This is a genomic window from Curtobacterium phyllosphaerae, from assembly GCF_049341865.1.
In the GTDB taxonomy this organism is placed as follows: Bacteria; Actinomycetota; Actinomycetes; order Actinomycetales; family Microbacteriaceae; genus Curtobacterium; species Curtobacterium phyllosphaerae.
The window spans coordinates 24521-50874 of sequence record NZ_JBMPIU010000010.1 but is presented as its reverse complement, the minus strand read 5'-3'; the positions used below and the strand labels follow the sequence as shown (position 1 = coordinate 50874).

Here is a 26354-nt window from a genome sequence, read left to right as displayed (position 1 = left end):
TCACATTCCGAACCCGGAAGCTAAGCCTCACAGCGCCGATGGTACTGCAAGGGGGACCTTGTGGGAGAGTAGGACACTGCCGGACTTCACGTCGAACCGCATGGTTCCAGAAAGCCCCCGAACAGGACGAGAGTCCGGTTCGGGGGCTTTTTGTCGTTCCCGGGTGTCGCCGGGTCGCACGGACGGGGTGCGGAGCTGCCCGTCGGGTGGGGGAGCTGACCGTTGGGGGGAGCTGCCCGTCGGGTGGGGACAATCCGGGGGACAAGTGCCGTCAACTGGGGCCAAGGATGCCCCGATGGGGGGCGTGTTGCCCGGGGCGGCGCATGGTTAGCGTGGAGCCGTTCGGGGTACTGATCCCGACACCGCCGTGCCATGGAAGGCCGGCGCCCACCCAGCTCTGGAGTGCTCGAATGCCGTATCGCCGCCTCGCTGTCGTCGTCGCCGCCACTGCATCCGTGGCAGCGGGAGCGCTCGGACTGTCCGGTGTCTCGTTGGCCGCCACCACCGCCTCCAGTCCGGCGAGCAGTTCCGCCACCGGGGGAGCCGCAAGCGTCCAGGCCGGCCCCGGCGAACTCGCGCTGACCGTCGTGCTGAACCCCTCTGATCGCGCCACCCTGCGCGGCCTGGTCGAACGAGCACCGCAGCTCACCGACGACCAGCGTCAGGACGCCCTGGCAGCGGTGGCCCCATCCATCGCGACGCGGGCGCGCGTCGCCGGCGTCCTCCGCGCCGCGGGGTTCGCCATCACGAACACCTCATCGTGGCAGATCGACCTCATCGGGACCCCTGCGGAGGCGGAGTCGTTCTTCGGCGTCGACCTGGTCGGTGGCGGCGACGACATGCACCCCGCCGCGGCGCCGGTCATCCCGTCGTCCATCGCGAGCTCGGTCACGACCGTCCTGGGTCTCGACCGGCGACCGGTCCTCTCGAGCCGGGTGCTCCCGGCCGGTGGGAAGTCGTCAGCCGACCTCGCGAGTGCGTACGGGGTCGCCGGCACCGGCGGCGACGGCAGCGGGACGACCGTGGCGACGGTGCAGTTCTCCGGCTGGCACCGGAACGACCTGTCGACCTACGCCTCAGCCGCGGGGATCGCGATGCCGTCGGTGACGGAGATCCCCGTGGGTGGCGCATCGGCGACGTCGATCGACGGCAACGGTGACGTCGAGGTCGCCCTCGACCAGGAGCTCGTCCTGGCCGCAGCACCGAAGGCCGCCCAGCGCATCTACTTCGCGACCAACGACGCGCAGGGAATGTACTCCGTGTGGTCGCAAGTCGCGGCGGACGTCAAGCCCGCCGGGATCACCGCGGTCAGCACGTCGTGGGGACTCTGCGAGAGCTCGACGCCGTCATCGGTCCGGAGCGCCGTCCAGGATGCGATCGCCCGAGCGGTCGTCGCCGGCGGAACCGTCTTCGCTGCCTCCGGCGACTACGGCGCCTACGACTGCGCGGACTCGGTGCACCCGGAACGCGCCACGCCGGCGGACGTCTCGTTCCCGGCGTCGTTGCCCTCCGTGGTCGGTGTCGGTGGGACGTCGCTGACCAAGAGCGGATCGGGGTGGTCCGAGACCGCCTGGAGCGACCAGTCCCGGTACCGCGGGAGCGGCGGCGGACTCTCCCAGACCACCCCCCGTCCCTCGTACCAGAACGGGATCGGCATCTCGGGGTCGACCCGGGCGGTGCCGGACATCAGCGCCACCGCGGACCCGACCCAGGGCGTGACGTTCTACACGCAGAGCGCGAAGAGCCCGACGTCGTCCGGTTTCGTCCTCGGCGGTGGCACGAGTGCCGCGGCGCCGATCATGGCGGGCCAGCTCGCGGCGACGCTCTCGAGCTTCGGGTGCGTCTCCGGCGTCGGTGACATCCACGCGACCCTCTACGGGAACCCCAAGGACTTCCGCGACGTGACGTCGGGCAACAACCTGCTGTACAACGCCGGTTCCGGCTACGACCTCGCGACGGGGCTCGGGTCGCCGAACTGGTCGGCGCTCGTCAACGACCTCCGGCCGTCGTGCACGCGGGTCGCGACACGCATCAGCGGCAGTGACCGGTTCACGGTGGCCGCGATGGCGAGCCAGTCGTTCCCGACCTCGACGGACACCGTCTTCGTGGCGAGTGGCACGAACTTCCCCGACGCCCTCGCGGCAGGTCCGGCGGCAGCGGCGCTGAAGGCCCCGCTCCTGCTCGTCACCTCGACCTCGGTGCCGGACGTCACGCGGGCGGCGATCCAGCGGCTCGCGCCGGAACGCATCGTGGTCGTCGGCGGCCCGGTCGCCGTCGGCGACTCCGTCGCGGCGCAGCTCGCCGGCATCGGCGGCGCGACCGTCACGCGCATCGGTGGCGCGGACCGGTACGCGGTGTCCCGCGCCATCGCGCAGCAGGTGTTCCTCGACCCGACGTCACCCCTCTATGCGGGCATCACGCCGACGGGGGTGTACGTGGCGAGCGGACGGGGCTACGCGGACGCGCTGTCCGCGGGTGGCGCAGCGGCGAAGGCCGGCGATCCGCTCCTCATCGTGGACGGGCTCGCCGCGGGCGCGGACGACCAGACGAAGGCGCTCGTCACGTCGATGGGCGGCTCGACCAAGGTGTTCGGTGTCGGCGGGCCGGTGGTGCTCGCCCCGCAGATCCTGAACGACCTCGGCGGGCCGTCGGCGGTCCAGTACGCGGGGACCGACCGGTTCGACACGTCGCACCTGGTGAACGCGGGGGCGTTCACGTCCGCCGGCACGGCCTACCTCTCCGTGGGGACGAACTTCCCGGACGCCCTGAGCGGTTCCCCCCTCGCCGCGAAGTCTGGCGCCCCGCTCTACATCACCCCCGGGACCTGCGTCGCGAAGTCCGTCCGAGCCGACCTCGACACGCTCGGCGTCACGACCGTCACCCTGCTCGGCGGCACGTCCGCGTTGTCGATGGACGTGCAGGGGCTGCGGACCTGCAGCTGACGGTCCGGCCTGGAGGCCCGGGGCACCTCCGTCACGCGGCCTCAGTTCTGCACGGTGCAGGTCGGGGTGTTCCCGTCGGAACTGCTCATCGACTACGCTGCCGCCACACGGTGCCGACCCGCACGGAGCGCACCACCGACGATCGGAGTTGACATGGCTGGCAAGTTCGAACTGTACGCGGACGGCAGGGGCGAGTACCGCTTCCGGCTCAAGGCGGGCAACGGCGAGACCATCGCGGTGTCGGAGGGCTACTCCTCGAAGGCGAGCGCACGGAAGGGGATCGAGTCCGTCCGGAAGAACGCCGGCGACGCCGACCTCGTCGAGATCTGAGCGGGGGGCCGGTTCAGCCGGCCAACAGCGTGAGGAGCCGGGCGGTCTCCGCCTCGATGGCCGCCCGGCCCGCACCGACGTACTTCCGCGGATCCACGACGTCCGGCTGTGCGTCGAGCAGTTCCCGCACCGACCGGGTGAAGAGGCCGTTCAGGTGCGTCGAGATGTTGATCTTCGTCATGCCGCTGCGGACCGCTGCGCGGAGTTCATCGTCGTCGAGCCCCGATGACCCGTGCAGCACCAGCGGCACCGGCACCGTGTCGCGGAGGCGTTCGATGAGGGCGCGGTCGACCGCGCCGTCGCGGGACTGCATCGCGTGCGACGTCCCGACCGCGACGGCCAGGGCGTCGACCCCGGTCGCACCGAAAAACGCGGCCGCCTCCTGCGGGTCGGTGCGGACGCCGGGAGCGTGCACGCCGTCCTTGCCGCCGACCTCGCCGAGCTCCGCCTCGATCGCGATGCCGGCCTCGTGGCAGCGAGTCGCGAGGCGTCGCGTGGCCTCGACGTTCGCGGCGTAGTCGAGGTGCGAGCCGTCGTACATCACGCTGTCCACGCCGAGGGCGATGCCGTCGAGCACCAGCGACTCGTCCTCGATGTGGTCGAGGTGCACGAGGACCTCGACACCGGCGTGCCGGGCGATCTCGAGCGTCGCGAGGGTGATCGGCGCGAGGCTGCCGTGGTACCGGACGCAGTTCTCGCTGATCTGGAGGATCACCGGCAGCGCCGCGAGTTCGGCGCCCCGGACGATCGCCTCGGCGTGTTCGAGCAGGACGACGTTGAACGCGCCGACGGCACGGCCTGCGGTCCGCGCGGTGTCGAGGAGGCCCGGCAGGGCGAGGTCGTTGGTCATGGTGCGTCTCCGAACGGGGTCGAGGGGGTGGCGTGCGAGAGGTCGTCCCGGAACCGGTGGAACGCCGCGAGGTCGATCTCGCCCGCGACGGGACGCAGGACCGCGGCGGCGCCGGCGGCCGCGGCCTGCCGCAGGGCGACGTCGAGCGACACCCGGTCGAGCGGTGCCCCCTCGGGCCGCGGTGCGGCGCGGAGGGCGCTCACGAGTCCGGCGGTGGCGGCGTCACCCGCTCCCGTCGGGTTGCCGTGCACCCCCGGGACGGCTGCGACCCGGACGATCGGGTCGCCGTCGCGGTACGCGACGATGCCCTCGGCGCCACGGGACACGACGACGGTGCCCGCACCGCGGCGGAGCAGGTCGGCCGCTCCCGCCGCCTCGGTCGGCGCACCGGTCGCCTCGAGGAGTTCGTCGCGGTTCGGCTTCACGACGTCCGCGCCGGCGTCGGCCGCGGCGAGCAGTGCAGCGCCGGACACGTCGACGACGGTCGGCACGCCGTGGCTGCGGGCGAGGTCCACCCACCGTCCGACGAGGGCTGGATCCGCCCCGGCGGGGAGCGATCCCGCCACGACGAGTCCGTCGGCACCGGGGAGCACGTCCGCGAGTTCGCCGTCGAACCGGGTCCACTCCGCCGCGGTGAGCACGGGACCGGGTTCGCCGAACATGGTGGGGTGCGCCCGGTCGTCGACGACCGTGACCGTGGTGCGCGTCGGGCCGCCGATCGGGACGGCTCGGTGGGTGATGCCGAGGGCGTCGAGCTCCTCGCCGACCCATCGACCGGCCGACCCGCCGAGTGGTGCGACCGAGATCGCCGGGGCGCCGAGCGCCTCGAGCACGCGGACGACGTTGATGCCCTTGCCACCCGGCCGACGGATGACCTCGAGCACGCGCTGGGTCTCGCCGATGCGCTGTTCGGCGACGCGGTAGGTGACGTCGACGGCGGGGTTCGGCGTGATCACGACGACGGGAGCCATCGGCCGCCCTTCATGACGGTGCCGCTCGGGCACAGGTGGGAGTCGAGGACGACGGCGTCCGCGGGCGACCCGACCGACAGGCCGGTGCGGAGGCCGAGCGCGCGTGCGGCGGTGGCCGAGGATGCGGCGACGAGTTCGTCGGGCATCGCGTCTGTGGCGAGGCGCTGCACGGCGTCGGCGATCGTGATGGTGCTGCCGGCGAGGGACGACCCGTCCGCGAGCATCGCCACGCCGTCGGCGACGACGACGTCCGAGCCCGCGATCTCGTACGCACCGTCCGCGCAGCCCGTCGCCGCCATGGCATCCGACACGAGCGCGAACCGGCCCGGGGCCGCGGCACGCACGAGGTCGACGACGGTCGGGTCGAGGTGGTGGCCGTCGACGATGAGCTCGACGGTGACCCGGGGGTCTGCGAGCACCACCCCGACGGGCCCGGGGTGTCGGTGGTGGAGGGGCGGCATCCCGTTGAAGAGGTGCGTCGCGACCGTCGCGCCGGCGTCGATCGCCCGCATCGTCGTCGTCGTGTCGGCGTCGGTGTGACCGATCGCCACCGTGACCCCCTCGGCCACGAGGTGCTCGACGACGGCGATCGCTCCGGGGAGCTCCGGGGCGATCGTCACCATGCGGACGGCTCCGGGATGCCCGGCCGCGAGCATGCGCCGGACCTCGTCGACGTCCGGCGTGCGGAGGAGCTCGGGCGCATGCGCACCACGGCGCGCGGGTGACAGGTACGGGCCCTCGAGGTGCAGTCCCGCGAGCGTGCCGTCCGCCACCAGCGGTGCGAGCTGTCCGATGGCGGCGAGTGTGGCGGCGAGGGTGCCGGTGGCGATGCTCGCGACGAGGGTCGTCGTGCCGTTGGCGCGGTGGTGTCCGACGGCGCGGCGGGCGTCCTCGGTGGAGCACCGGGCGAAGTCGACGCCGAGTGCGCCGTGCGCGTGGACGTCGACGAAACCGGGGACGAGGGTGCCCGCGACGTGCTGGACGGGCAGCGCCGCGAACTCCGACGGCACCGACCCGGTACCGCGTCGGTCGACCGTCCCGTCCACCACGACGAGCCATGCGCCGGCCCGGTCGTCGGGGGCTGCCGCTGCCCGTCCGTCGACGATGCGGTCCGCGGTGACGACGTGCGCGTCGGTCGGTCCGGTCACGACGACACGTCCGTCGGTGCGTCGCGGGGGCGGAGCAGGAGGTCCGCGGCCATCGCCGCCGCGCCGATCGCTGCGGCACCGTCGCCGTGCACGGCGACCACGACCTCCGGGACGCGGACGCCCGGGAGGCGCTGCTCGAGCCCCGCCGCGAGCGGTCCGGTGAGCAGGTCGTCGGCACCGGCCAGCCCACCGCCGACCACGATGGTGGCGCACCCACCGACCACGGTCGTCCAGGCGAGCGCGTCGGCGAGGACGTCGACGCACTCGTCCCACACCGCGCGTGCCTCGGCGTCGCCGGCACGCACGCGGTCGGCGACGGCTCGTGCGTCGGGCGCACCGGCTCGACGGGCGACGGCGGACGCGGAGGCGATCTCCTCGACGCGGCGACCGGCGTGCGGACCGACGGTGAGGACGACCTGTCCGATCTCGCCGGCCCACGCGTGGGCACCGACGACACGGCGGTCGGTGACGAGCGCCGCGGCGAGTCCGGTGCCCACGGCGACGAACGCCACGGTCCCCCCGTGGTCCGCGGCGGCCCCGGAGCGCGCCTCGGCGAGCGCGCCCGCGCGGACGTCCTGACCGAACGCGATCGGCACGCCGATGCCGACCGCCGCGAGTCGCGCCGCCACGACGTCGCGGACCGGGACGTCGCGCCATCCGAGGTTCACGGCGAGCAGGACGGTGCCGGACGGGTCGTCGACGACGCCCGGGACGACGAATCCGATCGCACCGAGGTCGGTGCCGGAGGCCCTTCCGCGGGCGATCGCGTCGACGGCGATCGTCGCCACGACCTCGGCGAGGACGGACGCGGCGTGGTCGTCCTGCGGTGTCGGTTCGCGCCACGATGCGAGCACGACGCCGTCGGGCCCGACGAGGCGGGCCTTGACGGTCGTGCCGCCCACGTCGATGCCGAGCACGCCGGCGTCAGCACCATCGGTCATGAGGGCGCCGCTCAGGTGAGGATGACCGAGCGGGTGAGCGACCTCGGGTTGTCCGGGTCGAGGCCCCTGCGCTCGGCGAGTGCGACCGCGAACCGGTGCACCACGACGAGTCCGGCGAGCGGGTCGAGGTCGTGGTCGACGAAGACGGCTCCGGTCCGGTCGACCTCGTCTCGCAGCCCCTCGGGCACCGGCCCCAGCGTCCAGACGAGCCGGCCGGGCTGCGCGATCGCGATCGGCCCGTGCCGGTAGTCCATCGCCGGGTAGGACTCGGCCCAGAACTGGGCCGCCTCGCGGGTCTTCAGTGCCGCCTCGGAGGTCAGGCCGATCGCGGCGCCGAGGCCGATGAACGTCACCTGGTCGGCGTCGAGCAGGTCGTCGATCGGGATCGTCAGCGCCCGCTCGGCCTGCACGGCGAGGGCGTCGACGTCGTCGCCGAGGGAGGCTCGGAGGAGCGCCAATGTCGTCGTGGCGAACCGCGTCTGGACCACGGACTGCTCGTCGGCGAACGGCATGGACACCAGGTGGTCGGCCTCGGCGGCCGCCGGGCTCCCCGGGACCGCCGTGATCAGGACCGTCGGCGCGGCGACGCCGCCGAGCAGGTCGACGATCTCGGTCGTGGTGCCGGAGCGGGAGATGGTGACCACGCGGTCGTACTCGCGGCCGCTCGGGTACTCGGACCCGGCGAACGCATCCGTCAGGCCGTGTCCGGCGCGCTCACGTGCGACCGCGTAGCTCATGGCGATGAACCAACTCGTCCCGCACCCGACCACCGCGACGCGCTCGCCGCGCTGCGGGAGGACGTCGGCGAACGCGGGGAGGAGTGCGGCCGCGGCACGCCAGGTGTCGGGCTGGGACGCCAGCTCGGCGGCGACGAAGGGTTCGGACATGGGCGCCTTCCGTGAAGATCGATCCCCGTGATCGATGGTGGGAACTATAGCGATTGTCGGTGATCGATGCGAACGCAAAGCGTCAACATCGATCATCGATTCATGCCGCTCAGACCCTAGGATGGGTCGCGACACCCGGAGATCCGCGGAACGACAGGAGCATCGGCCGCCCATGACCCCGCAACAACGTCTCAACGCGCTGCTCGAACTCGTGAGCGATCGCGGCAACGTGACGATCGCCGAGATCAGCGCGGAGCTCGACATCTCGGCGGCGACCGCCCGGCGTGACCTGACGTCGCTCGCGGAGCAGCGTCTGGTGACCCGGACCCACGGCGGGGCCGCCGCGCTCGGCGCCGGCTACGAGCTCCCGCTGCAGTACAAGATCGCCCGGCAGGCCGACGCCAAGGTCGCGATCGCCCGCGCCACCGTCCAGCTCGTCCGCCCCGGCGACACCGTCGGCGTCAACGGTGGCACGACCACCACCGAGGTCGCCCGCGAGCTCGGCAAGAGCGAGCGGTTCATCCGGACCGACGGCGAGTTCGGCATCACCATCGTCACGAACGCGCTCAACATCGGCTACGAGCTGTCGGTGCGGTCGAACGTCAAGATCGTCGTCACGGGTGGTGTGGCGCGCCGACAGTCCTACGAGCTGGTCGGCGCGCTCGTCTCCAACGCCCTGTCCGAGTTCGCCCTCGACGTCGTGATCCTCGGGGTCGACGGCCTGAGCGGGCAGTACGGAGCGACGACCCTGCACGAGGGCGAGGCCGAGGTCAGCCGGCACTTCGCCTCGGTCGGGCGGCGGGTCATCGTCGTCGCCGACCAGACGAAGCTCGAGCAGAGCACGTTCGCGCGCATCTGCCCGCTGGACCGGATCGACGTCCTGGTCACGGACCAGCCCGTCGGGGAGTCGTTCGCAGCGGAACTCGCCGCTGCCGGCGTCCAGGTCGTCGTCGCGAACTGACCGACCGCCGGGTCCGGACGTTTCCATCGTGTAAAACCCTCGCATCTCGCGCCGTGATCGAAGTTCGCGTCGCTTATTGTGCATTCATGATCGATTGGGCAGGATGTAGGTCAAGATCACGCAAGGGAGCGAGATGAACGACGTCAGCACAGCGACCGCCACGAGCGGGGCACCGCGCACCAGTGACCGGACCCTCCGCATCGCGGTGATCGGGATGGGACAGCGTGCCTACATCGCGCACCACGTCGCGGACTCGGGCGTCGACGCCGCCGTGGTCGCGATCGCCGAACCGACCGAGGCCGGCCGTGCACGCGCGCTCGCCGAGTACCCCGACGCCCTCGTCGTCCCGAGCCACCAGGACCTCGTCGCCCTCGCGGGGACGGGTGACGCCCTCGACGCGGCGATCGTCACCACGCCGGACTGGACCCACGCCGCGATCGCGATCGACCTGCTCCGGGCCGGCATCGCGGTCTACCTGGAGAAGCCGCTCGCGATCACCGTCGAGGACGCCGACGCCGTGCTCGACGTCGCTGCCGAGACCGGCACGCCCCTCTACGTCGGCCACAACTTCCGGTCCGCGGCCGTGGTCCGGCTCATGCACGACGTCATCGCCCGCGGTGAGATCGGCGAGGTGAAGGCGGTCTGGTGCCGGCACTTCGTCGGCAACGGCGGGGACTACTACTTCAAGGACTGGCACGCCGACCGCACCCGTGTGAACTCGCTGCTGCTCCAGAAGGCCAGCCACGACCTCGACGTGATCCACATGCTCGCCGGTGCGTTCACGAGCCGTGTCGTCGGGATGGGGACGCTCGCCGTGTACGGCGACGTCGAGGACCGCCGCGACCGCAGCGCCGCCGGCGAGATGATGGGCGACTGGTTCTCGTTCGACAACTGGCCGCCCCTCGCCGCCGAGGGTCTCAACCCCGTGGTGGACGTCGAGGATGTCTCGATGGTGATGATGACCCTCGAGAACGGCGTCATGGCCAGCTACGAGCAGTGCCACTTCACCCCGGACTACTGGCGGAACTACACGGTCATCGGCACCGAGGGCCGCCTCGAGAACATCGGCGACACCGGTGGCGGGGTCGTCAAGGTGTGGAACCACCGGCGCGGGTGGGACGTCGACGGAGACCGCGAGTACCCGATCGACGGCGTCGAGGACGGGCACGCCGACGCCGACCTGCTCACCATGACCGAGTTCGTCCGGTACATCGCCCTCGGTGAGCGCACCTCGCTCTCGCCGATCGCCGCCCGCCAGGCCGTCGCCGCGGGTGCGCTCGCGACCCGCTCACTCCGGAACGGTTCGGTGCCGATCGACATCCCGCCGCTCCGCGCGGAGACCGTCGCGCACTTCGCCGAGATGACCATTCCCGCAACCGCAACTGCAACCGCACCTGCCGCCGCATCCACCCCCACCCCGACCGACACCGCCCGGTGACGGCCACCCGAAAGGACCGCGTCATGCCCGCTTCCCCCCGCCTGCACACGCCGTCGCGCGCCGCCCGACGGATCGCGGCCGGCATCGCCGGTGCCGCCGTCGGCGCCCTCCTCCTCGCCGGGTGCAGCTCCAGCTCCGGTGCGTCGTCGTCCTCGTCGTCGTACAGCAAGCCGGACAAGGACGTCTCCGCGAACCTGACGTACGCCGTCTGGGACCAGAACCAGGTCAAGGCGATCAAGGCCAACCTCGACGGCTTCAACAAGCTGTACCCGAACATCAAGGTCAACGTCGACGTCACCCCGTACGCGACGTACTTCACGAAGCTCCAGACCGAGGCGTCGTCGAGCACGCTGCCGGACCTGTTCTGGATGAACGGCCCGAACTTCCAGCTCTACGCGGCGAACGGCAAGATCGCGCCGATCACGGGCGAGGTGAAGGCGGGCGCGATCGACCCGTCGAACTACTCGAAGTCGCTCGACCAGCTGTACACGTACGACGGCACCCAGTACGGCGTCCCGAAGGACTTCGACACGATCGGCGTCTGGATGAACAAGGCGCTGTTCGACCAGGCCGGTGTCGCGATGCCCTCGAAGGACTGGACCTGGGACGACTTCCAGAAGACCGGTGCCGAGCTGTCCGAGAAGCTCAAGGCGCAGGGCGCCTACGGCGCCGCCGCCGGCATGGACGGCCAGACCACCTACTACGACACGATCTTCCAGGCCGGCGGCAGCGTGATCAACGCCGACGGGACGAAGTCGGAGTACAACACCCCCGCGGCCCAGCAGGGCATCGAGTTCTGGACGGACCTCATCAAGTCGGGTGCCTCCCCGACCATCAAGCAGCTCACCGACACCACCGCCGACCAGTTCTTCACCTCGGGCAAGCTCGCGATGTACCAGGGCGGCAGCTGGTTCCGCGCGGCGCTCGAGGGCACCGACCTGGAGAAGGACGTCGTCGTGTACCCGCTGCCGAAGGGCAAGGAGCGGGCGACCGTGATCCACGGCGTCTCGAACGTCGTCGCCGCGAACAGCAAGCACATGCAGGCCGCGCAGGCGCTCCAGGTGTACCTCGCCGGCAAGACCGCGCAGCAGCAGCAGGGCGACATGGGCGCGGTGATCCCCGCGTACGAGGGCACGCAGTCCGCCTTCACGAAGTCGATGCCGGACGCGGACCTGCAGGTGTTCCTGGACAGCGTCGCCTACGCCAAGCCGCTGCCCGTGTCGAAGAACACGGCCGCGTGGAACACACTCGAGACGAACCTGCTCCCGTCGGCGTTCGACGGATCCGAGCCGGTCGCCGACGTGACGAAGCAGCTCGCGTCCCAGATGGACGCCGCCCTCGCCAAGAAGTGAGCCCCGCATGACGATCGACACCTCTCGGGAGGCGACCCCCGGTTCCTCCCCGGCCGCGCGCCCGGTCCGGTCCGGACGTGGCGCCGGGCCGGGTCGGGGTGACCCCGGCGCCGCCCCGCCTGCGCGCAGGCGGACGGACGGCTTCTGGCCGTGGCTCTTCGTGCTCCCGCTCCTGATCGGCGTCGGCACCTTCTACATCTGGCCGATCCTGCAGACCTTCTGGTTCTCGTTCACCACCTGGGGGGTGTTCGGCGGGGCGACGTTCACCGGCCTCGCGAACTACGCGCAGCTCCTCACGGACCCGCAGTTCTACCAGTCCCTCGTCAACACGCTCATCTACACCGCGATCGTGCTGCTCGGGATCCCGCTCGCGGTGTGGCTCGCGAGCCTCCTGAACACGCCCGGCCTCCGGTTCGCGCAGTTCTACCGCGTGCTGTTCTTCCTGCCGTACGTCGCGATGCCTGCCGCGATCGCCCTGGTCTGGCGGATCATCTACAACGGTGACTTCGGGATCCTCAACTGGGTCCTCGGCCGGTTCGGCATCACCGGCCCGTACTGGATCTCCACCCCGGGCTTCGCGCTCGTCGCGGTGGCGATCGTCGGGCTCTGGTCCTCCCTGGGCTTCTCGATGATCATCCTCGGCGCAGGTCTCAAGGACATCCCGCCGGAGCTGTACGAGGCGTCGGAGCTCGACGGCGCGAGTCGAACCCGCCAGTTCCGGTCCATCACGGTCCCGATGCTGACCCCGAGCATCTTCTTCGTGGTCATCATCACGACGATCTCGAGCTTCCAGCTGTTCGACCTGCTCTACGCGCTGCTCGGCAGCACGAACCCGGTCATCCCGAAGACGATGTCCCTCGTCTTCTACTTCTACAGCGCGGGGTTCATCAACAACGACAAGGGATTCGCCGCAGCGATCGCGATGGCCATCTTCGTGCTCATCGGCATCGTCACGCTCGTCCAGTTCCGAGTACAGCGACGGTGGGTGCAGGCATGACCGGCATCATCCAGGCCCGGGGCAAGGGCATCGCGGTCGCCACCACGGCGACGCGCCGGACCACCAGGACGGCGTCGACCCGTCGGGGTCGGCGGGGCGGATCCCATGTCTGGATCCACGTGGTCCTCGGCGTCGGTGGGTTCCTCATGGCGTTGCCGTTCCTGTGGCAGATCATCATGTCGCTGTCGACGAACGCGCAGGTGCAGTCCGTCACGCCGACCTTCTGGCCCGGCACACTGCAGTGGGACAACTACGTCCAGGTGTTCCAGCGCCTGCCGTTCCTCAGCCAGCTCTGGACGTCGGTGGTCATCACGATCATCCGGACGGCCGCGCAGATCGTCCTGTGCACGCTCGCCGGGTACGCGTTCGCGCGGATGCGGTTCAAGGGCCGGATGATCCTGCTCGGGATCGTGTTGTCGATCCTGCTCGTGCCGAGCCAGGTGTACCTCATCTCGCAGTACCAGATCGTGCAGGGCCTCGGGTGGCTCGACACCATCATGGGGATCGTCGCGCCCGGCCTCTTCTCGGCCTTCGGGACGTTCCTGATGCGGACGGCGTTCCTCAACATGCCCGTCGAGCTCGAGGAGGCCGCCCGGGTCGACGGCGCGAACCCGTTCCAGACGTTCTGGCGGATCATGCTGCCGCTCGCCCGCCCGTCGATCAGCGTGTTGGCGATCACGACCGTGCTGTTCTCGTGGAACGAGCTGCTCTGGCCGCTCGTCGTGTCGACCCGTGCCGAGGACATGCCGCTCGCGGCCGGCCTGGCGACGCTGTCCGGCGACCGGACGATCGACTACCCGGTGCTCATGGCGGCGAGCCTGATGGCGATGGCGCCGGTGCTCATCATGTTCGTCGTGCTCCAGCGACGCGTGATCGACGGGCTCGCATCGTCCGGGTTGAAGTGACGCCGACGCCGACGCCGGTGTCGGCCGTGCTCGACCGTCTGCAGGCGGTCGAGCCACGGTCGGATGCGGTCCTCCGCCCGCTGGTCGAGGGAGCGCTGGTCGAGCGAGCGCTGGTCCCGGGTGCGCTCGCTGGAGCGGACGCGACCGGCCGGGAGGAACGGCGCCGGTTGGTCGCGTCCCTCACGGCCGCCGTCGGTGCGGGTCCGGAGGCCGGGTCCGCGCTGCAGACGTCCGGTGCGGAGGAGTCCGGTGCGATGGTGGTCGCCGCGCTGGTGGAGGCGATGCCGACGACCGTTGCCTGGCTCGTGGACCGTGGGGTGCCCGAGGCCGACGCATGGCGGTCGATGGCGGACGTGCCACGGAAGATCGCCGCGTACGGCGTGGCCGGGACGGGTGCGGACTGGTTGGCGGCCGTGGCGACGGGGTCCGTCGTGACGGTCGGGCGCCTGCAGTTCGAACGTCCGGGCCAGGCTCCCGGACGTCCGGACGGGGAGCAGGCCTGGGGCGTGCACATCCCGGAGCTCGGGCCGCTCGACCCCAGCCGTTGCGACGAGGCCTTCGCCGCCGCGCCGACGGTCCTCGAACGGCTCTGGGGTGTCCGCGCCGGGTGGTGGAGCTGCGACTCGTGGGTGCTCGACCCGCGGCTGCCGGCGATCCTCGGCGCGGAGTCGAACCTCGTCCGCTTCGCGGCACGGTTCGCGGTCCAGCCGGAGCCGGACCGCGGGGCGTCGACGGGTGCGGCCGGGGAGCGGCCCGCCACGGGGGACGCGTCGATCGCGAAGTTTGTCTTCGGCTCGAGTGTCGACGCCATGCGCACGGCGGTGCCGAACGGGCGGCTGCAGGTCGGGCTCCGTGCGGTCCTCGACGGGGGTGACCACTGGACGGAGCGCGTCGGCGTCGCCGAGGTCCGTCGTTGACCGGGTCTGCCGCCGCGTCTGCCGCCGCGGGTGCGCCGTGCCCGGTCGTGCATCAGTCGGCCGGTGGTTCGCTGGACGCATGACACCCACCACAGACCGCTCGACCGCACTCGTCGTCGGGGCCACCGGCATCGCCGGGGGAGCGATCGTCGACCGTCTCCTCGCGGACGGCTGGTCCGTCACCGCCCTGTCCCGTCGACTCGGTGCGGAGCGCGACGGCCTCCGCCAGGTGTCGGCGGACCTGACGAGTCCGTCATCGGTCGCCGAGGCTCTCGCGGACGAGCACCCGACGCACGTGTTCTTCACCGCGTGGGCCCGACAGGACACCGAGGCGGAGAACATCCGCGTCAACGGCGGCATGGTCCGCGATCTGCTCGCCGCCCTCGCGCACGCGCCCGTCGAGCATGCCGCGCTGATGACCGGGCTGAAGCACTACCTCGGGCCCTTCGAGGCCTACGGGCAGGGGCCGGTGCCGGACACCCCGTTCCACGAGGACGAACCGCGCCTCGACGTCGACAACTTCTACTACGCGCAGGAGGACGAGCTCGTCGCGGCGGCTGCGCGTCAGGGGTTCACGTGGTCCGTGCACCGTTCCCACACCGTCCTCGGGTACGCCGTCGGCAACGCGATGAACATGGGGCTGACGCTCGCGGTCCAGGCGGCGATCTGCAGGCACCGCGGGCAGCCGTTCGTGTTCCCCGGGAGCGAGACGCAGTGGAACGGACTCGTCGACGTGACGGACGCCACCCTGCTCGCGGAGCAGATGATCTGGGCGTCGACGGACCCCGCGGGCGCGGACGAGGCGTTCAACACCGCGAACGGCGACGTCTTCCGGTGGCGCTGGATGTGGCCGCGCATCGCCCGGCAGCTCGGCGTCGAGCCGGAGGGGTTCGACACGGTGCCGCGCCCCCTCGAGGAGCAGATGGTCGACGCGGCCACGGTCTGGGCCGAGATCGTCGCCCAACACGGCCTCGTCGAGCCGGACCTGGCGCGCGTCGCGTCCTGGTGGCACACGGACGCCGACCTCGGCCGCGACATGGAGGTCCTCACCGACATGTCCAAGAGCCGTCTCGCGGGGTTCACCGAGCACCACCGCACGATCGACTCGTTCACGGCCCTGTTCGACCGGTACCGCGCGGAGCGGCTGATCCCCTAGATCGCGACGACCATCTTGCCGGTGTTCGCACCGCGCATGAGGTCGAGGAACGCGTCGACCGTGCCGTTGATGCCGTGCCGGACGGTCTCGTCGAACACCACGTCGCCGTTCGCGAGCCACGGGCCCATCGCAGCCGCGAACTCCGGGAGACGGTCGAGGTACCCGCCCACGGTGAAGCCGCGGAGCGTCAGGGCCCGCGTGATGAGGTTGCCCATGTTGTCCGGGCCCGGTGCGCGACCGGTCTCGTTGTAGGCCGAGATCGCGCCGCAGATCGCGCCGCGGCCACCGTCGTTGAAGACCTCGAGTGCGGCCTCGAGGTGGTCCCCGCCGACGTTGTCGAAGTACACGTCGATGCCCTCGCCGTCGGTCGTGCCGGTCGCGGCGACGAGCTGCTCGCGGATCGGCCCGGCCTTGTAGTCGATGCCGACGTCGTACCCGTACCGGTCGGTCAGGAGCGCCGCCTTCTCGGGGCCGCCCGCGGACCCGATGGTGCGGCTCGCTCCGAGGAGCTTCGCGATCTGCCCGACCGCGGAACCCACGGCCCCGGCGGCCCCGGACACGAACACGACGTCACCGGACCGGAGCGAGGCCATCTCGGTGAGCCCGAGCCAGGCGGTGAAGCCGGTCACTCCGAGGACGCCGAGGTACGCCGACGACGGCACCCCGGGGATGTCCTCGACGACGCGGAACCCGGCGGCCGGACCCTGGGCGACGTCCCGCCATGCCTGCTGGGAGGTCACGAGGGCACCGACGGGGTGGGCGTCCGAGGTCGACGCGACGACCCGGCCGACCGCGGCGCCGGTCATCGTCTCGCCGAGCGCGTACGGCGCGACGTAGCTGCGGGTGTCGTTCATCCGACCGCGCATGTACGGATCGACGGAGATGAACTCGTTCTGCACGCGGACCTCGTCGGGCCCGAGGTCGGGGAGCTCGACCGTGACGGTCCGGAAGTCCTCGTGGGTCGGCCATCCCTCGGGGCGGGCGGCGAGCTGGATCTGGGTGCTGCTGGTGGTGGGCATCGGACCAGCCTAGGAGGGTCGACCTGGGCGGGGCGGCGGTACGCTCGAGCATGCCCTCCCGCGTGTCCTCGATGCGATCCGTCCCCGACGCACTCGACGCCGACGTCGTGTCGGCGATCGACCGGCGGCTCGATGGCGTCGAACGCGACCACGACGTCGTCATCCCGTGGGCGATCGAGAGCGGGAGCCGGGCGTGGGGGTTTCCCTCACCGGACAGCGACTACGACTGCCGCTTCTTCTTCCTGCGCCGACCGTCCGACTACACGGCACTCTGGCCGCCGCGAGACGTGATCGAGACGCCGCTCGACGCGGTGTTCGACGTCAACGGGTGGGATCTCGCGAAGACGCTCCGCCTGCTCGTCGGCGGCAACGCGACCGTCGTCGAGTGGCTCCGGTCGCCGATCGTGTACCGCGGCGATCCGACCTTCCGGGTCGATCTCCTGGCGCTCGCGGACGTGGTCGCCGACCCGGCGAAGATCGGTCGGCACTACCTCCACGTCGCGCATGCGCAACGCCTGCGGGCTGCTCCGGATGCGCCGCTGAAGCGCTTCTTCTACGTCCTCCGACCCGCGGCGGCACTCCGCTGGATGCGCGTCCACGAGGGGTCGGGAGCTCCGCCGATGGACCTCGCGACCCTGCTCCGCGAGGGGGACGCCGACGATCGGACCATCACGGCCGCTGACGAGCTCGTCGCCAGGAAGGCCGTCACGCGTGAGCTCGGGACAGGGGACCGTCCGGCGGTGCTCGAGGACTTCGTCCGCGACGAGCTCACCCTGGCCGAGGCCCGGCTCGAGGGTCTGGAGCCGGCCCCGACGGCAGCGGCACGAGATGCGGCGGAGGCGTTCTTCCGGCGGAGCATCGGTCTCTGAGCAGGCCCCGCGGCCGGGGTCTGCTCCGTCGCGACCGGACACCGGACTGGAGGCTCGGGGCGGGCTCGACCCGCGCCTCCCGGCCGACACGTGGCGGCGCTCGGACGCCGTCAGGCGGTCCAGGCCTCCGGCGCGACGGTCACCGTGGTGCCGGACGCCGCGGACTCCGCGAAGGCGAGCGCGATCGCGGTGTCCTGGAGTCCCTCCCGGAGTGGGTACGGGCCGTCGGCGAGCCCGCGGGCCCAGCGGCCGGTCTCGTGCAGGAGCGTCGCGGTGGCGATCTCGTCGTCCATGAACCGCGCGCCGACCCAGGGGTTCCGCCAGACGACCCGGCCCTCGAACTGGATGTGGTCGAGGTCGGCCCCGTCGAGGTCGAGGTCGACACCGATCTGCCGCCGGACGAGCTCGGAGTCGACCACCGTCCGCGGGTCGACGAGGTGCACTGCCCGGTCGTCGCTGATCTCGCCGAGGCTGCCCCGGACGACGACTCGGCGGTGCCGCAGCGGGTTGTGCCACTGGTTGTCGGTGAAGTCGTGGAGGCCGGTACGTCCGTCGCCGAGGTCGAGGTGCACGCGGAGCTGTCCGATCGGCACCGGCTCGGCGTGGCCGGTCCCGCCGCCGCGGTCCTGCGGGTCGGCGAGCTCGAAGGCGCTCCGGTGCGCGGTCACGGCGACCGGGCCGGCACCCCGCGCCGGGCTCCCGAGCAGCGAGCGGATCAGGGCGACCGCGTGGTAGTCGTGCGTCGACGAGACCTGGACGTCATGCGGCGTGCCGATCACGCCCTGCTCGACGATCGCGCGTCGTGCCGCGTGGCCGGGGTAGGACGGGTACTGCTCGGCGACCTGGACGAGGTCGTCGGCGCCGACCGTGTCCCAGAGCGCTCGGAGTCCGTCGAGGTCCGCGGCCGGGGGCGTCTCGGTGAGGACCGGCACCCCGAGGCGGACGCACTCGCGGATGACCCCCGGCGCGACGGCGCGCGGGACGCTGACGATCACGAAGTCCGGGCGGCCTGCGTCGATGGCCTGCTCGAGGCCGGACACCACCGGGACGTGCTCGCCGACCGTGGTGCGGTCGAATGCGTCGGGGTCCCGGGTCACGACCGAGGCGACGACGTGCGTGTCGGGCAGCGCCCGGGCGATGCGGAGGAAGAACTGCGACCGCCAACCGGTGCCGACCACCGTGTACCGGATCGGTCCGTCGGTGTTCATGCCCGTCCGGGGGCGGGGCTGGTCGTCGTCGTCCATGCGTCCGACGCTAGCCGGGTTCTGGTCGCGCCGGTCAGTCGGCGTCGCGCGGCCAGGTCGGCGGGTGGATCGGCTCGCTCGTCGTCGCGGCCCCGACGGCGTCGAGCGCGGCCGTCGCCCGGTCGTCGAGGTGCACGTCGGCGATCGCCATGTTCTCCTCGAGGTGGCCGATGCTGCCGGTGCCCGGGATGAGCAGGGTGTTCGCGGTGTGGCCGAGGAGCCACGCGAGACCGACCTGCGACGGCGTCACGCCGATGCGCTCCGCGGCCTCGATCACGGACGGGTCGTCGGTGACCTTCGGCATGCGAGGGAACGCTGAGCCGAGCGGGAAGAACGGCACCCAGGCGATGTCCTCCTGCACGCAGAGGTCGAGCATGTCCTCGAACCGGCGGTCGAGCAGGTTGTACGGGTTCTGCACGCAGGCGACGCCGACGGGCAGCGCGTGGCGGAGCGTCTCGACGGTCACGGCGCTCAGGCCGATCGCACCGATGAGACCCTCGTCGCGCATGGCGACCATCTCGGCGAGCTGGTCGTCGACGTCGACGACCTGGTCGCCCTGCGCCGCGAGACCCGGGCCGATCTCGAGACGACGGAGGTTCACCACCGGGATCCTGTCGAGTCCGAGACCGCGGAGGTCCTCGTGGACGGCGGCGCGGAGCTCCTCGGGGCGCTGCGCCGGCTTCAGCGGGAACGCGCCGCCCGGGTCCGGCGTCGCCCCGACCTTCGACACGATCGTGACACCGGCGTCCACGGGGACCGCCCGGCGGATGAGGTCGTTGACGAAGCCGTCGCCGTAGAAGTGGGCGGTGTCGATGTGGTCGATGCCGAGTTCGAGCGCGTGCTGCAGGACGGCGACACCGGCATCGGGGGTGTCGTGGTGCCGCTCGAGCTGCATCGCGCCGAACCCGATGCGGGCGACGGTGTGGCCGGCGAGCGATGCGGAGGTGGTCGTTGTCGACATCGATGACTCCTGTCATGGTGTACTTGTCCGGACGAAACGGAGGCACCTCCGCTTCACCGGTACCGTACACCTGAAACGGAGGGTCCTCCACTTTGTCGCCCCGAGCCGATGCCACACGCAACCGGACGATGCTGCTCGAGACCGCTCGTGACGCATTCGCGGCGGGCGAGGGCGACGTGACCTTCGACGCCATCGCGAAGCGTGCCGGAGTCGGCGTCGGGACGCTCTACCGGAACTTCCCGACCCGGCAGGACCTCGTCGAGGCGGTGTACCGCTCCGAGCTCGACGAGGTGGCCCGGAGCGCGGACACGCTCCTCGGGTCCGGGCCCGCCGACGTGGCGCTCCGGCGGTGGATCGATCGGTACGCCACGTTCTTCGCGGCGAAGCACGGCATGGCCGACGCGTTCCGGCAGGCGGTCTCCGCCGGTGCCGTCGCGCCGGAGGAGACCCGCGGGCGCATCCGCGGCGTGGTCGGGATGTTCCTCGCGGCGGGTGTCGCGGACGGCACGCTCCGGGCTGACGTCCTGGCGGACGACGTCACGAGTGCGATCCTCGGGACGTTCCTCGTGACGGCGGGGTCGACGGACGCCGGGCAGCGCGAGCGGATGCTCGACCTCGTGGTCGACGGGTTGCGCATCCGCTGAACCGGTCGGGCCGGAGCTCTCACGGCACCAGGACGACCTTGCCGCGGATCGTCCCCGACTCGGCGAGCTCCACCGCCGTGGCGATCTCCTCGAGCGGGAACCGTGCAGCGACCGCCGGGGTGATGACACCCTGGGCGAGGAGGTCGAGGACGGCGGACAGGTCCTCGTGCTGGCGTCGTCGGAACATCGTCGGCCGGACGCGCTTGCCACCCCAGAAGTCGTAGAACGAGGCGCGCCGTCCGTTCGGCACGACGTTCCACAGCACGATGCGGCCGATCATCCCGACGAACACCTGCAGGATGCTCTTCGACGAGTCGAGGTCGAGCGCCGTCCCGTAGACGACGAGGGCGCCACCCCGCGCGAGGAGGGTCCACGACCGCCGCGCGCTCTCCTCGCCGAGGTGGTCGAACACGGCGTCGACCCCATCCGGTGCGAGTGCTCGCACGGCGCCGACGAGGTCCGGAGTGGCGTAGTCGACCGGTTCGACGCCGAGTGCCCGGAGCGCGTCGTGGTTGCGCGGGGCCGCCGTGCCGATCACCCGGATGCCGGCGTGGACCGCGAGCTGCACGAGCACCGTCCCGACGCCGCCGCTCGCGCCGTGCACCAGGATCGTCCCGCCGCGCCGGACCCGTGCGCTCCGGTGCAGCATCTGCCAGGCGGTGATGCCGTTGACGATCACCGTCTCCGCGTCGGCCGCGGCGACACCGTCGGGGACCGCCACGAGGTCGTCCGTGTCGACGACGGCGTGCGTCGCCCACCCGCCGGTCTTCGTGGCGACGGCGACCCGCTGCCCGACCCATCGCTGGTCCGCAGGCGAGCCGACCTCGAGCACGGTCCCGACGAGGTCGTACCCGGGGACGAACGGGAACGGGGGCTGGCCCGGGTACCGGCCGCGACGCATCGAGCGCTCCGCGAAGGAGACGCCGGACGCCTCGATGCGGACGAGTGCCTGCCCGGCTGTCGGCGCGGGACGCGTCCCGACCGTGACGTGCAGGTCGGCGGGGGAGCTGAGACCGCGGAGGACGACCTCGCGGGCGGTGGTGTCGGTCATGGGGGTTCCCTTCTGAGGTTGAGTGTTTGGTCACTCACTTCTCGTGACACGCGTGCCGACAGCACGCGGGAGGAGGCCGGCGCAGGACCGCGTCGGCGAGAGGTCAGGGGTGGCGGATGCCCGCGGTGAGGATGCCGACCCAGGGCGCGGCGTCCGTCGGTGCGGCGTCGAGATCGGTCGTCACGATGAGGTGGCAGAGCTGTCCGTACGCGATGAACCGCTGGACGGCTTCGTCGCTGCCGCCGGAACGCTCCTTCGCGAACGAGGTGACGCGTGCCAGTCCGCGCCGGAGCGCGTCCCCGATCTCGGGGACGTCGGCCGCGGACTGCGCGTGCACCTGGAGCATGAGCAGCGAGCGGTCCGCGATGAGCTCGGCGTAGGCCCCACCCATGGCGGAGAGGACGAGGTCGCCGTGCGCGCCGGGGGCCGTGGACGACGCACCGACCTCGAGCGCGTCGACGATCCGGTCGAAGCAGCGGTCGAGGGCGGCGACGAACAGCTCCTCTTTCCGGGGGAACAGCTTGAACACGTACGCAGGGGAGATGCCGGCGGCCGTGGCGACCCGGGTCACCGGGGTCCCGAGGTAGCCGGTCCGCGCGAACTCGACGATCGCGCCGTCGACCGCGGTACGTCGCCGGGCATCGGCGGTGGAGAGGCTGATCGACATGTGAGTGACTGTACACTCACTCTCTGGCCGGACGCAAGCCCCGGTACCCGATCGCCGAGGTCGGCTGCATGCGGGAGGATCGATCCGTGCACATCGTCCTGGACCGCGTCGACGGCGGCAGCGGTGCCGGGACCGTCCTCGTCCGGCGGACGACGGACGCCGGGGAGCCGGACGGCGAGCCGATGCGGACGACCCTGGCGAGCCTCCCCTCCGTCGTCGCGGAACTGGAGGGTCCCGGGGTCCGCTGGGTGTGGGACGACACGAACCGCTGGTACCCCCCGGTGCTCGCCGCGGGCGGACGCGTCGCGCGGTGCTTCGACCTGCGGCTGAACCACCGGATCCTCCGGACCGCACTCGCCGCGGCCCGCTCCGCACTCGCGACCGCGCCGGACGGACCATGGGACGAGACCGCCGCCCCCGCGGCCGCGCCCCGGCCGGACGCGCTGTTCGACGAGTCCCTCTTCGACGACCCCGTCCCGTCCGGTGCGGCGCCGGACGATCGGACGGGAGGCACGGCTGACGACCGCGCGCTCGTCGAGTTCCGCTCCCAGCTCGACGCCGTCGCCGGCTCGGACGACCCCGGGGCGCTCCGGCTCCTGCTCGCCGCCGAGTCCGCGGGGGCGCTCATCGCCGCCGAGATGCGGTTCGCCGGGCTGCCCTGGCGGGCGGACGTGCACGAGGCGCTCCTCGAGGACGCGCTCGGACCCCGCGTGCCGTACGGCGTCCGGCCGCGGCGGCTCGAAGCGCTGGTCGGCGTCCTCCGGACCGAGCTCGACGACCCGCAGCTGAACCCGGACTCGCCGACCGACGTCCTGCGGTCCCTGCGGCGGGCGGGGCTCGTCGTCGAGTCGACGCGGAAGTGGGAGCTCGCCGAGCTCCAGCACCCCGCGATCGAGCCGCTGCTCGAGTACAAGCGGCTGTACCGACTGCTGACCGCGAACGGGTGGACCTGGCTCGACGAGTGGATCGCCGACGGTCGGTTCCACCCGGACTACGTCGTCGGCGGGGTCGTCTCCGGGCGGTGGGCGACGAGCGGTGGTGGCGCGCTGCAGCTGCCGAAGCAGATCCGGTCCGCGGTGATCGCCGACCCCGGGTGGAAGCTCGTCGTCGCCGACGCCGCCCAGCTCGAACCGAGGGTCCTCGCCGCGCTGTCGGGCGACCTCCGGATGGCCGAGGCCGGTCGCGGACGGGACCTGTACGACGGCATCGTGGCTTCCGGGGCGGTCGAGACGCGGCAGCAGGCGAAGGGCGCGATGCTCGGGGCGATGTACGGCGCGACCCAGGGCGAGGGCGGCCGGCTCGTCCCCCGGCTGGCCCGGCAGTACCCCCGCGCGCTCGCCCTCGTCGAGTCCGCGGCGCGGATGGGCGAACGGGGGGAGCTGGTCCGGTCGCGGCTCGGGCGGACCTCGCCGTCGCCGGGCCGGGACTGGCTCGACGCGCAGGCGCTGGCCCACTCGGCGGACGGCTCCCCGGCGCTCGAGCGGGCGGCACGGTCCCGAGGACGGAGCTGGGGGCGGTTCACCCGGAACTTCGTCGTGCAGGCGAGCGCGTCCGAGTGGGCGCTGTCCTGGATGGCCGGGCTCCGGACCCGGCTCGCGGCGCGCTTCCCCGGCCCCGTGACGGACAGCGCGCACCTGGTGTTCTTCCTGCACGACGAGATCATGGTGCACACGCCGGAGGCCGACGCCGACTGGGTGGTGTCGCAGGTCGAGGCCGCCGCCGCGGATGCGGGGCGCCTGCTGTTCGGGTCGTTCCCGGTGGACTTCCCGCTGAGCGTCGCGGTGGTCGACGACTACGGGTCCGCGAAGTAGCCCGTCAGGGCCGTCTGGTTGGGTGGTCCGATGACGGAGCCGAGCGAACCTGCCACACGCGCCCCAGGCCTCCCGTCCGATGCGCGGGACCCCCGGCCGACCGCGGAACGCGACCGGAGGATCGGCACGGTCGACCTGACCGTGTGGCGGACACCCGTCGGGCGTTCCGTGGCGGTCGCGGCACACCGACTCGGCGACCGCTTCGGCGCGTGGCCGGTGCTCGGCCTGACCCTCGCGATCGGCATGGTGCTCGCGAGCGTGTTCGCCTGGCTCGCGTCGGAGGTCTACGAGGCGGTCCTCGAACGCGGTGACGTCGCGGTCCTCGACCGACCGGTGCTCGAGGCCGTGCTGCCGCTCCGCTCGCCGGCGCTCGACGCGGCCGTGACCGGGTGGACGGACGTCGGCGGGACGATCGGGATGCCGATCGTCGCGGTCGTGTTCCTGGTGGTGCTGACCGTCCGCCGCCGGTCATGGACGCCGATCGTGCTGCTCGTCCCGGCCGCTGCGGGGTCGCTCCTGATGACGGTGGCCGGCAAGCAGCTCGTCGGCCGGACCAGGCCGCCGCACGCCGACGCGGTCCCGCCGTACGAGCACTCACCGTCGTTCCCGAGCGGCCACACGCTGAACGCGACGGTCATCGCCGGCACGCTCGTCTACCTGCTGCTGCTCCGGCAGTCGACCGTCGTGGCGCGCGTCCTGACGATCGCGGGCGGGACGGTGTTCATCGTGTCGATCGGCCTGAGCCGGGTGTTCCTCGGGCACCACTGGCTCACCGACGTGCTCGCCGCGTGGGTGCTCGGCCTGGCGTGGCTGTCGCTCGTGGTCACGGCGCACCGCCTGTTCCTGACGGTGGTCCGGCACCGGCACGCGGGCGGGGACGTCGACGGGCAACGACCGGCGACGTCCGGTTGACTCGACCCATGCCTGATGCTCCGCTCGCCTGGGTCGACCACGTCATGTGGTGGCACGTCTACCCGCTCGGGTTCGTCGACGCCCCGATCCGGCCGTCGTCCTCGTCCGAGCGGGCGCTGACCCACCGCCTCGGCCGCGTCGAAGCGTGGCTCGACCACGTGGTCGAACTCGGGTTGAACGGGCTCCAGCTCGGGCCGGTATTCGACTCGGCGACGCACGGGTACGACACGATCGACCACTTCCGCATCGACCCGCGACTCGGCGACCAGACCGACTTCGACCGCCTGCTCCGCGCGGCGCACGACCGGGGGATCCGCGTGATCCTCGACGGCGTGTTCAACCACGTCAGCCGGGAGCACCCGGCGTTCGCGGCGCTCACCGGCGGACCGTCCGCGCCCACCGCCGGACTGTTCCGGGTCCGGTGGGACGACTGGCAGCCCGGGGACCCGATCGACGCGGACGTCTTCGAGGGGCACGAGTCGCTCCCGGCGCTCGACCACTCGTCCCCCGCCGTGGTCGACCTGGTCGTCGAGGTGATGAACACCTGGCTCGACCGCGGGATCGACGGCTGGCGGCTCGACGTCGCGCACGCCGTGCCGGCCGCGTTCTGGGCGGCAGTGCTCCCGCGGGTCCGCGAGCGGCACCCAGGAGCCTGGATCACCGGCGAGGTCATCCACGGCGACGCGGTCGCGATCGTCCGCGAGTCGACGATGGACTCGGTGACGCAGTACGCGCTGTGGCAGGGGATCTGGCACGGGATCGCCGACCGGAACCTCTTCGAGACGGCGCATGCGATCGAACAGCACGACGGTCTCCTCACGACGTTCGTGCCGAGCACGTTCGTCGGCAACCACGACACGACGCGGATCGCCACGGCGGTCGGCGATCCCCGACACCTGCCGCACGCGCTCGCCGTGCTCTTCACGGTCGCCGGGACACCCGGGGTCTACGCGGGGGACGAGTACGGGATGACCGGCGTCAAGGAGGACCGGCTCGGCGGCGACGACGTCGTGCGGCCGGCGTTCCCCGACGCCCCGTCGGCGGTGTCCGACCTCGACGACACGGCCCGGACGGCGTACCGGGCGCACCAGGCGCTCATCGGCGTCCGACGGCAGTTCCCGTGGCTGCACTCCGCGCACACGGACGTGGTCCACCTGACGAACACCGCGATGGTGCTCCGGACCGCGACCGGGTCCGGCGCCGTGCTGACGGCGCTCAACCTCGCGGACGAGCCGGTGTCGGTCCCCGCGGCGGACGCGACGCGCGTCGTGGCGGGCGGCGGCGAACTGCGGGACGGGACCGTGGGCCTCCCGTCCCACGGGTGGGCGGTCCTGGCGGCCTGACGGCGGGCGGCCTGACGGCGTGTGGCCGGACGGCGTGT

24 protein-coding genes and 1 rRNA gene are annotated in these 26354 nt (G+C 72.1%); 15 read left to right on the top strand and 10 right to left on the bottom strand.

Annotated features, from left to right (window positions below):
* The 3 genes from rrf to ACO0E0_RS15110 form a co-directional block, all read left to right on the top strand.
* Positions 1-85: ribosomal RNA gene (gene rrf / locus ACO0E0_RS15120) — 5S ribosomal RNA — on the top strand; the annotation flags it as partial.
* 325 nt (positions 86-410) lie between these two features.
* The gene (locus ACO0E0_RS15115; protein WP_422872273.1) at positions 411-2942 is read left to right on the top strand and encodes a cell wall-binding repeat-containing protein; all 2532 of its coding nucleotides are present in this window, start codon (positions 411-413) and stop codon (positions 2940-2942) included.
* A 153-nt stretch (positions 2943-3095) separates the two neighbouring features.
* Positions 3096-3272 carry a YegP family protein gene (locus tag ACO0E0_RS15110; RefSeq protein WP_422872272.1) on the top strand — a complete coding sequence of 59 codons (177 nt, stop codon included), beginning with the start codon at positions 3096-3098 and terminating at the stop codon, positions 3270-3272.
* Between the two features lie 13 nt (positions 3273-3285).
* On the opposite strand, the gene ACO0E0_RS15105 is transcribed toward ACO0E0_RS15110, so the two are convergent.
* The 5 genes from ACO0E0_RS15105 to ACO0E0_RS15085 are packed head-to-tail and all read right to left on the bottom strand — an operon-like array spanning position 3286 to position 8069.
* On the bottom strand, positions 3286-4122 hold the full coding sequence (locus tag ACO0E0_RS15105) for a class II fructose-bisphosphate aldolase (protein WP_422872271.1): 837 nt from the start codon (positions 4120-4122) through the stop codon (positions 3286-3288).
* Positions 4119-5093, bottom strand: coding sequence for a 1-phosphofructokinase family hexose kinase (locus tag ACO0E0_RS15100; RefSeq protein WP_422872270.1), 975 nt, complete (start codon positions 5091-5093; stop codon positions 4119-4121). Before ACO0E0_RS15100 ends, ACO0E0_RS15105 begins: the two co-directional genes overlap by 4 nt.
* Positions 5075-6241 (bottom strand): N-acetylglucosamine-6-phosphate deacetylase, encoded by a 1167-nt coding sequence (locus tag ACO0E0_RS15095; protein ID WP_422872269.1) that lies wholly within the window; start codon positions 6239-6241, stop codon positions 5075-5077. The genes ACO0E0_RS15100 and ACO0E0_RS15095 overlap by 19 nt, the downstream gene beginning before the upstream one ends.
* Positions 6238-7182 (bottom strand): ROK family protein, encoded by a 945-nt coding sequence (locus tag ACO0E0_RS15090; RefSeq protein ID WP_422872268.1) that lies wholly within the window; start codon positions 7180-7182, stop codon positions 6238-6240. Before ACO0E0_RS15090 ends, ACO0E0_RS15095 begins: the two co-directional genes overlap by 4 nt.
* Positions 7183-7193: 11 nt before the next feature.
* A complete protein-coding gene (locus tag ACO0E0_RS15085; protein ID WP_422872267.1) occupies positions 7194-8069 on the bottom strand; it encodes an SIS domain-containing protein in 876 nt (291 codons plus the stop codon).
* A gap of 172 nt (positions 8070-8241) precedes the next feature.
* On the opposite strand from ACO0E0_RS15085, the gene ACO0E0_RS15080 reads away from it, so the two are divergent.
* The 7 genes from ACO0E0_RS15080 (at position 8242) to ACO0E0_RS15050 (ending at position 15795) form a co-directional block, all read left to right on the top strand.
* On the top strand, positions 8242-9030 hold the full coding sequence (locus ACO0E0_RS15080; protein ID WP_422872266.1) for a DeoR/GlpR family DNA-binding transcription regulator: 789 nt from the start codon (positions 8242-8244) through the stop codon (positions 9028-9030).
* 133 nt (positions 9031-9163) lie between these two features.
* The gene (locus ACO0E0_RS15075; RefSeq protein ID WP_422872265.1) at positions 9164-10468 is read left to right on the top strand and encodes a Gfo/Idh/MocA family protein; all 1305 of its coding nucleotides are present in this window, start codon (positions 9164-9166) and stop codon (positions 10466-10468) included.
* A gap of 23 nt (positions 10469-10491) precedes the next feature.
* The gene (locus ACO0E0_RS15070) at positions 10492-11820 is read left to right on the top strand and encodes an ABC transporter substrate-binding protein (RefSeq protein ID WP_422872264.1); all 1329 of its coding nucleotides are present in this window, start codon (positions 10492-10494) and stop codon (positions 11818-11820) included.
* Between the two features lie 7 nt (positions 11821-11827).
* The gene (locus tag ACO0E0_RS15065) at positions 11828-12817 is read left to right on the top strand and encodes a carbohydrate ABC transporter permease (protein ID WP_422872263.1); all 990 of its coding nucleotides are present in this window, start codon (positions 11828-11830) and stop codon (positions 12815-12817) included.
* Entirely contained in the window at positions 12814-13722 is a 909-nt protein-coding gene (locus ACO0E0_RS15060) for a carbohydrate ABC transporter permease (protein WP_422872262.1), read from the top strand. The genes ACO0E0_RS15065 and ACO0E0_RS15060 overlap by 4 nt, the downstream gene beginning before the upstream one ends.
* Positions 13719-14639 (top strand): acyltransferase domain-containing protein, encoded by a 921-nt coding sequence (locus ACO0E0_RS15055; protein ID WP_422872261.1) that lies wholly within the window; start codon positions 13719-13721, stop codon positions 14637-14639. Before ACO0E0_RS15060 ends, ACO0E0_RS15055 begins: the two co-directional genes overlap by 4 nt.
* Positions 14640-14718: 79 nt before the next feature.
* Complete coding sequence (locus ACO0E0_RS15050) at positions 14719-15795, top strand: SDR family oxidoreductase (RefSeq protein WP_422872260.1); 1077 nt, start codon at positions 14719-14721, stop codon at positions 15793-15795.
* Here the strand turns inward: ACO0E0_RS15050 and ACO0E0_RS15045 are convergent.
* On the bottom strand, positions 15792-16814 hold the full coding sequence (locus tag ACO0E0_RS15045) for an NADP-dependent oxidoreductase (RefSeq protein WP_422872259.1): 1023 nt from the start codon (positions 16812-16814) through the stop codon (positions 15792-15794). The genes ACO0E0_RS15050 and ACO0E0_RS15045 overlap by 4 nt on opposite strands.
* A 50-nt stretch (positions 16815-16864) precedes the next feature.
* On the opposite strand from ACO0E0_RS15045, the gene ACO0E0_RS15040 reads away from it, so the two are divergent.
* Entirely contained in the window at positions 16865-17683 is an 819-nt protein-coding gene (locus tag ACO0E0_RS15040; RefSeq protein ID WP_422872258.1) for a nucleotidyltransferase domain-containing protein, read from the top strand.
* Between the two features lie 110 nt (positions 17684-17793).
* On the opposite strand, the gene ACO0E0_RS15035 is transcribed toward ACO0E0_RS15040, so the two are convergent.
* Positions 17794-18927 (bottom strand): Gfo/Idh/MocA family protein, encoded by a 1134-nt coding sequence (locus ACO0E0_RS15035; protein ID WP_422872257.1) that lies wholly within the window; start codon positions 18925-18927, stop codon positions 17794-17796.
* 34 nt (positions 18928-18961) lie between these two features.
* Positions 18962-19888 (bottom strand): aldo/keto reductase, encoded by a 927-nt coding sequence (locus ACO0E0_RS15030; protein WP_422872256.1) that lies wholly within the window; start codon positions 19886-19888, stop codon positions 18962-18964.
* A gap of 128 nt (positions 19889-20016) precedes the next feature.
* Here ACO0E0_RS15030 and ACO0E0_RS15025 point away from each other — a divergent pair, with 128 nt between their 5' ends.
* A complete protein-coding gene (locus tag ACO0E0_RS15025; protein WP_422872255.1) occupies positions 20017-20532 on the top strand; it encodes a TetR/AcrR family transcriptional regulator in 516 nt (171 codons plus the stop codon).
* 19 nt (positions 20533-20551) lie between these two features.
* Here the strand turns inward: ACO0E0_RS15025 and ACO0E0_RS15020 are convergent, their stop codons facing one another.
* Together ACO0E0_RS15020 and ACO0E0_RS15015 are read right to left on the bottom strand one after the other, a co-directional pair.
* Complete coding sequence (locus tag ACO0E0_RS15020) at positions 20552-21583, bottom strand: medium chain dehydrogenase/reductase family protein (protein ID WP_422872254.1); 1032 nt, start codon at positions 21581-21583, stop codon at positions 20552-20554.
* A 103-nt stretch (positions 21584-21686) separates the two neighbouring features.
* Positions 21687-22250: a TetR/AcrR family transcriptional regulator gene (locus ACO0E0_RS15015; RefSeq protein ID WP_422872253.1), complete on the bottom strand. Its 564-nt coding sequence runs from the start codon at positions 22248-22250 to the stop codon at positions 21687-21689.
* An 86-nt stretch (positions 22251-22336) separates the two neighbouring features.
* Here ACO0E0_RS15015 and ACO0E0_RS15010 point away from each other — a divergent pair, with 86 nt between their 5' ends.
* The 3 genes from ACO0E0_RS15010 to ACO0E0_RS15000 are packed head-to-tail and all read left to right on the top strand — an operon-like array spanning position 22337 to position 26316.
* Complete coding sequence (locus ACO0E0_RS15010; protein WP_422872252.1) at positions 22337-24061, top strand: bifunctional 3'-5' exonuclease/DNA polymerase; 1725 nt, start codon at positions 22337-22339, stop codon at positions 24059-24061.
* A gap of 30 nt (positions 24062-24091) precedes the next feature.
* Complete coding sequence (locus tag ACO0E0_RS15005; RefSeq protein ID WP_422872251.1) at positions 24092-24973, top strand: phosphatase PAP2 family protein; 882 nt, start codon at positions 24092-24094, stop codon at positions 24971-24973.
* Positions 24974-24981: 8 nt separating this feature from the next.
* A complete protein-coding gene (locus ACO0E0_RS15000) occupies positions 24982-26316 on the top strand; it encodes an alpha-amylase family protein (protein WP_422872250.1) in 1335 nt (444 codons plus the stop codon).
* Positions 26317-26354 lie beyond the last annotated feature (38 nt).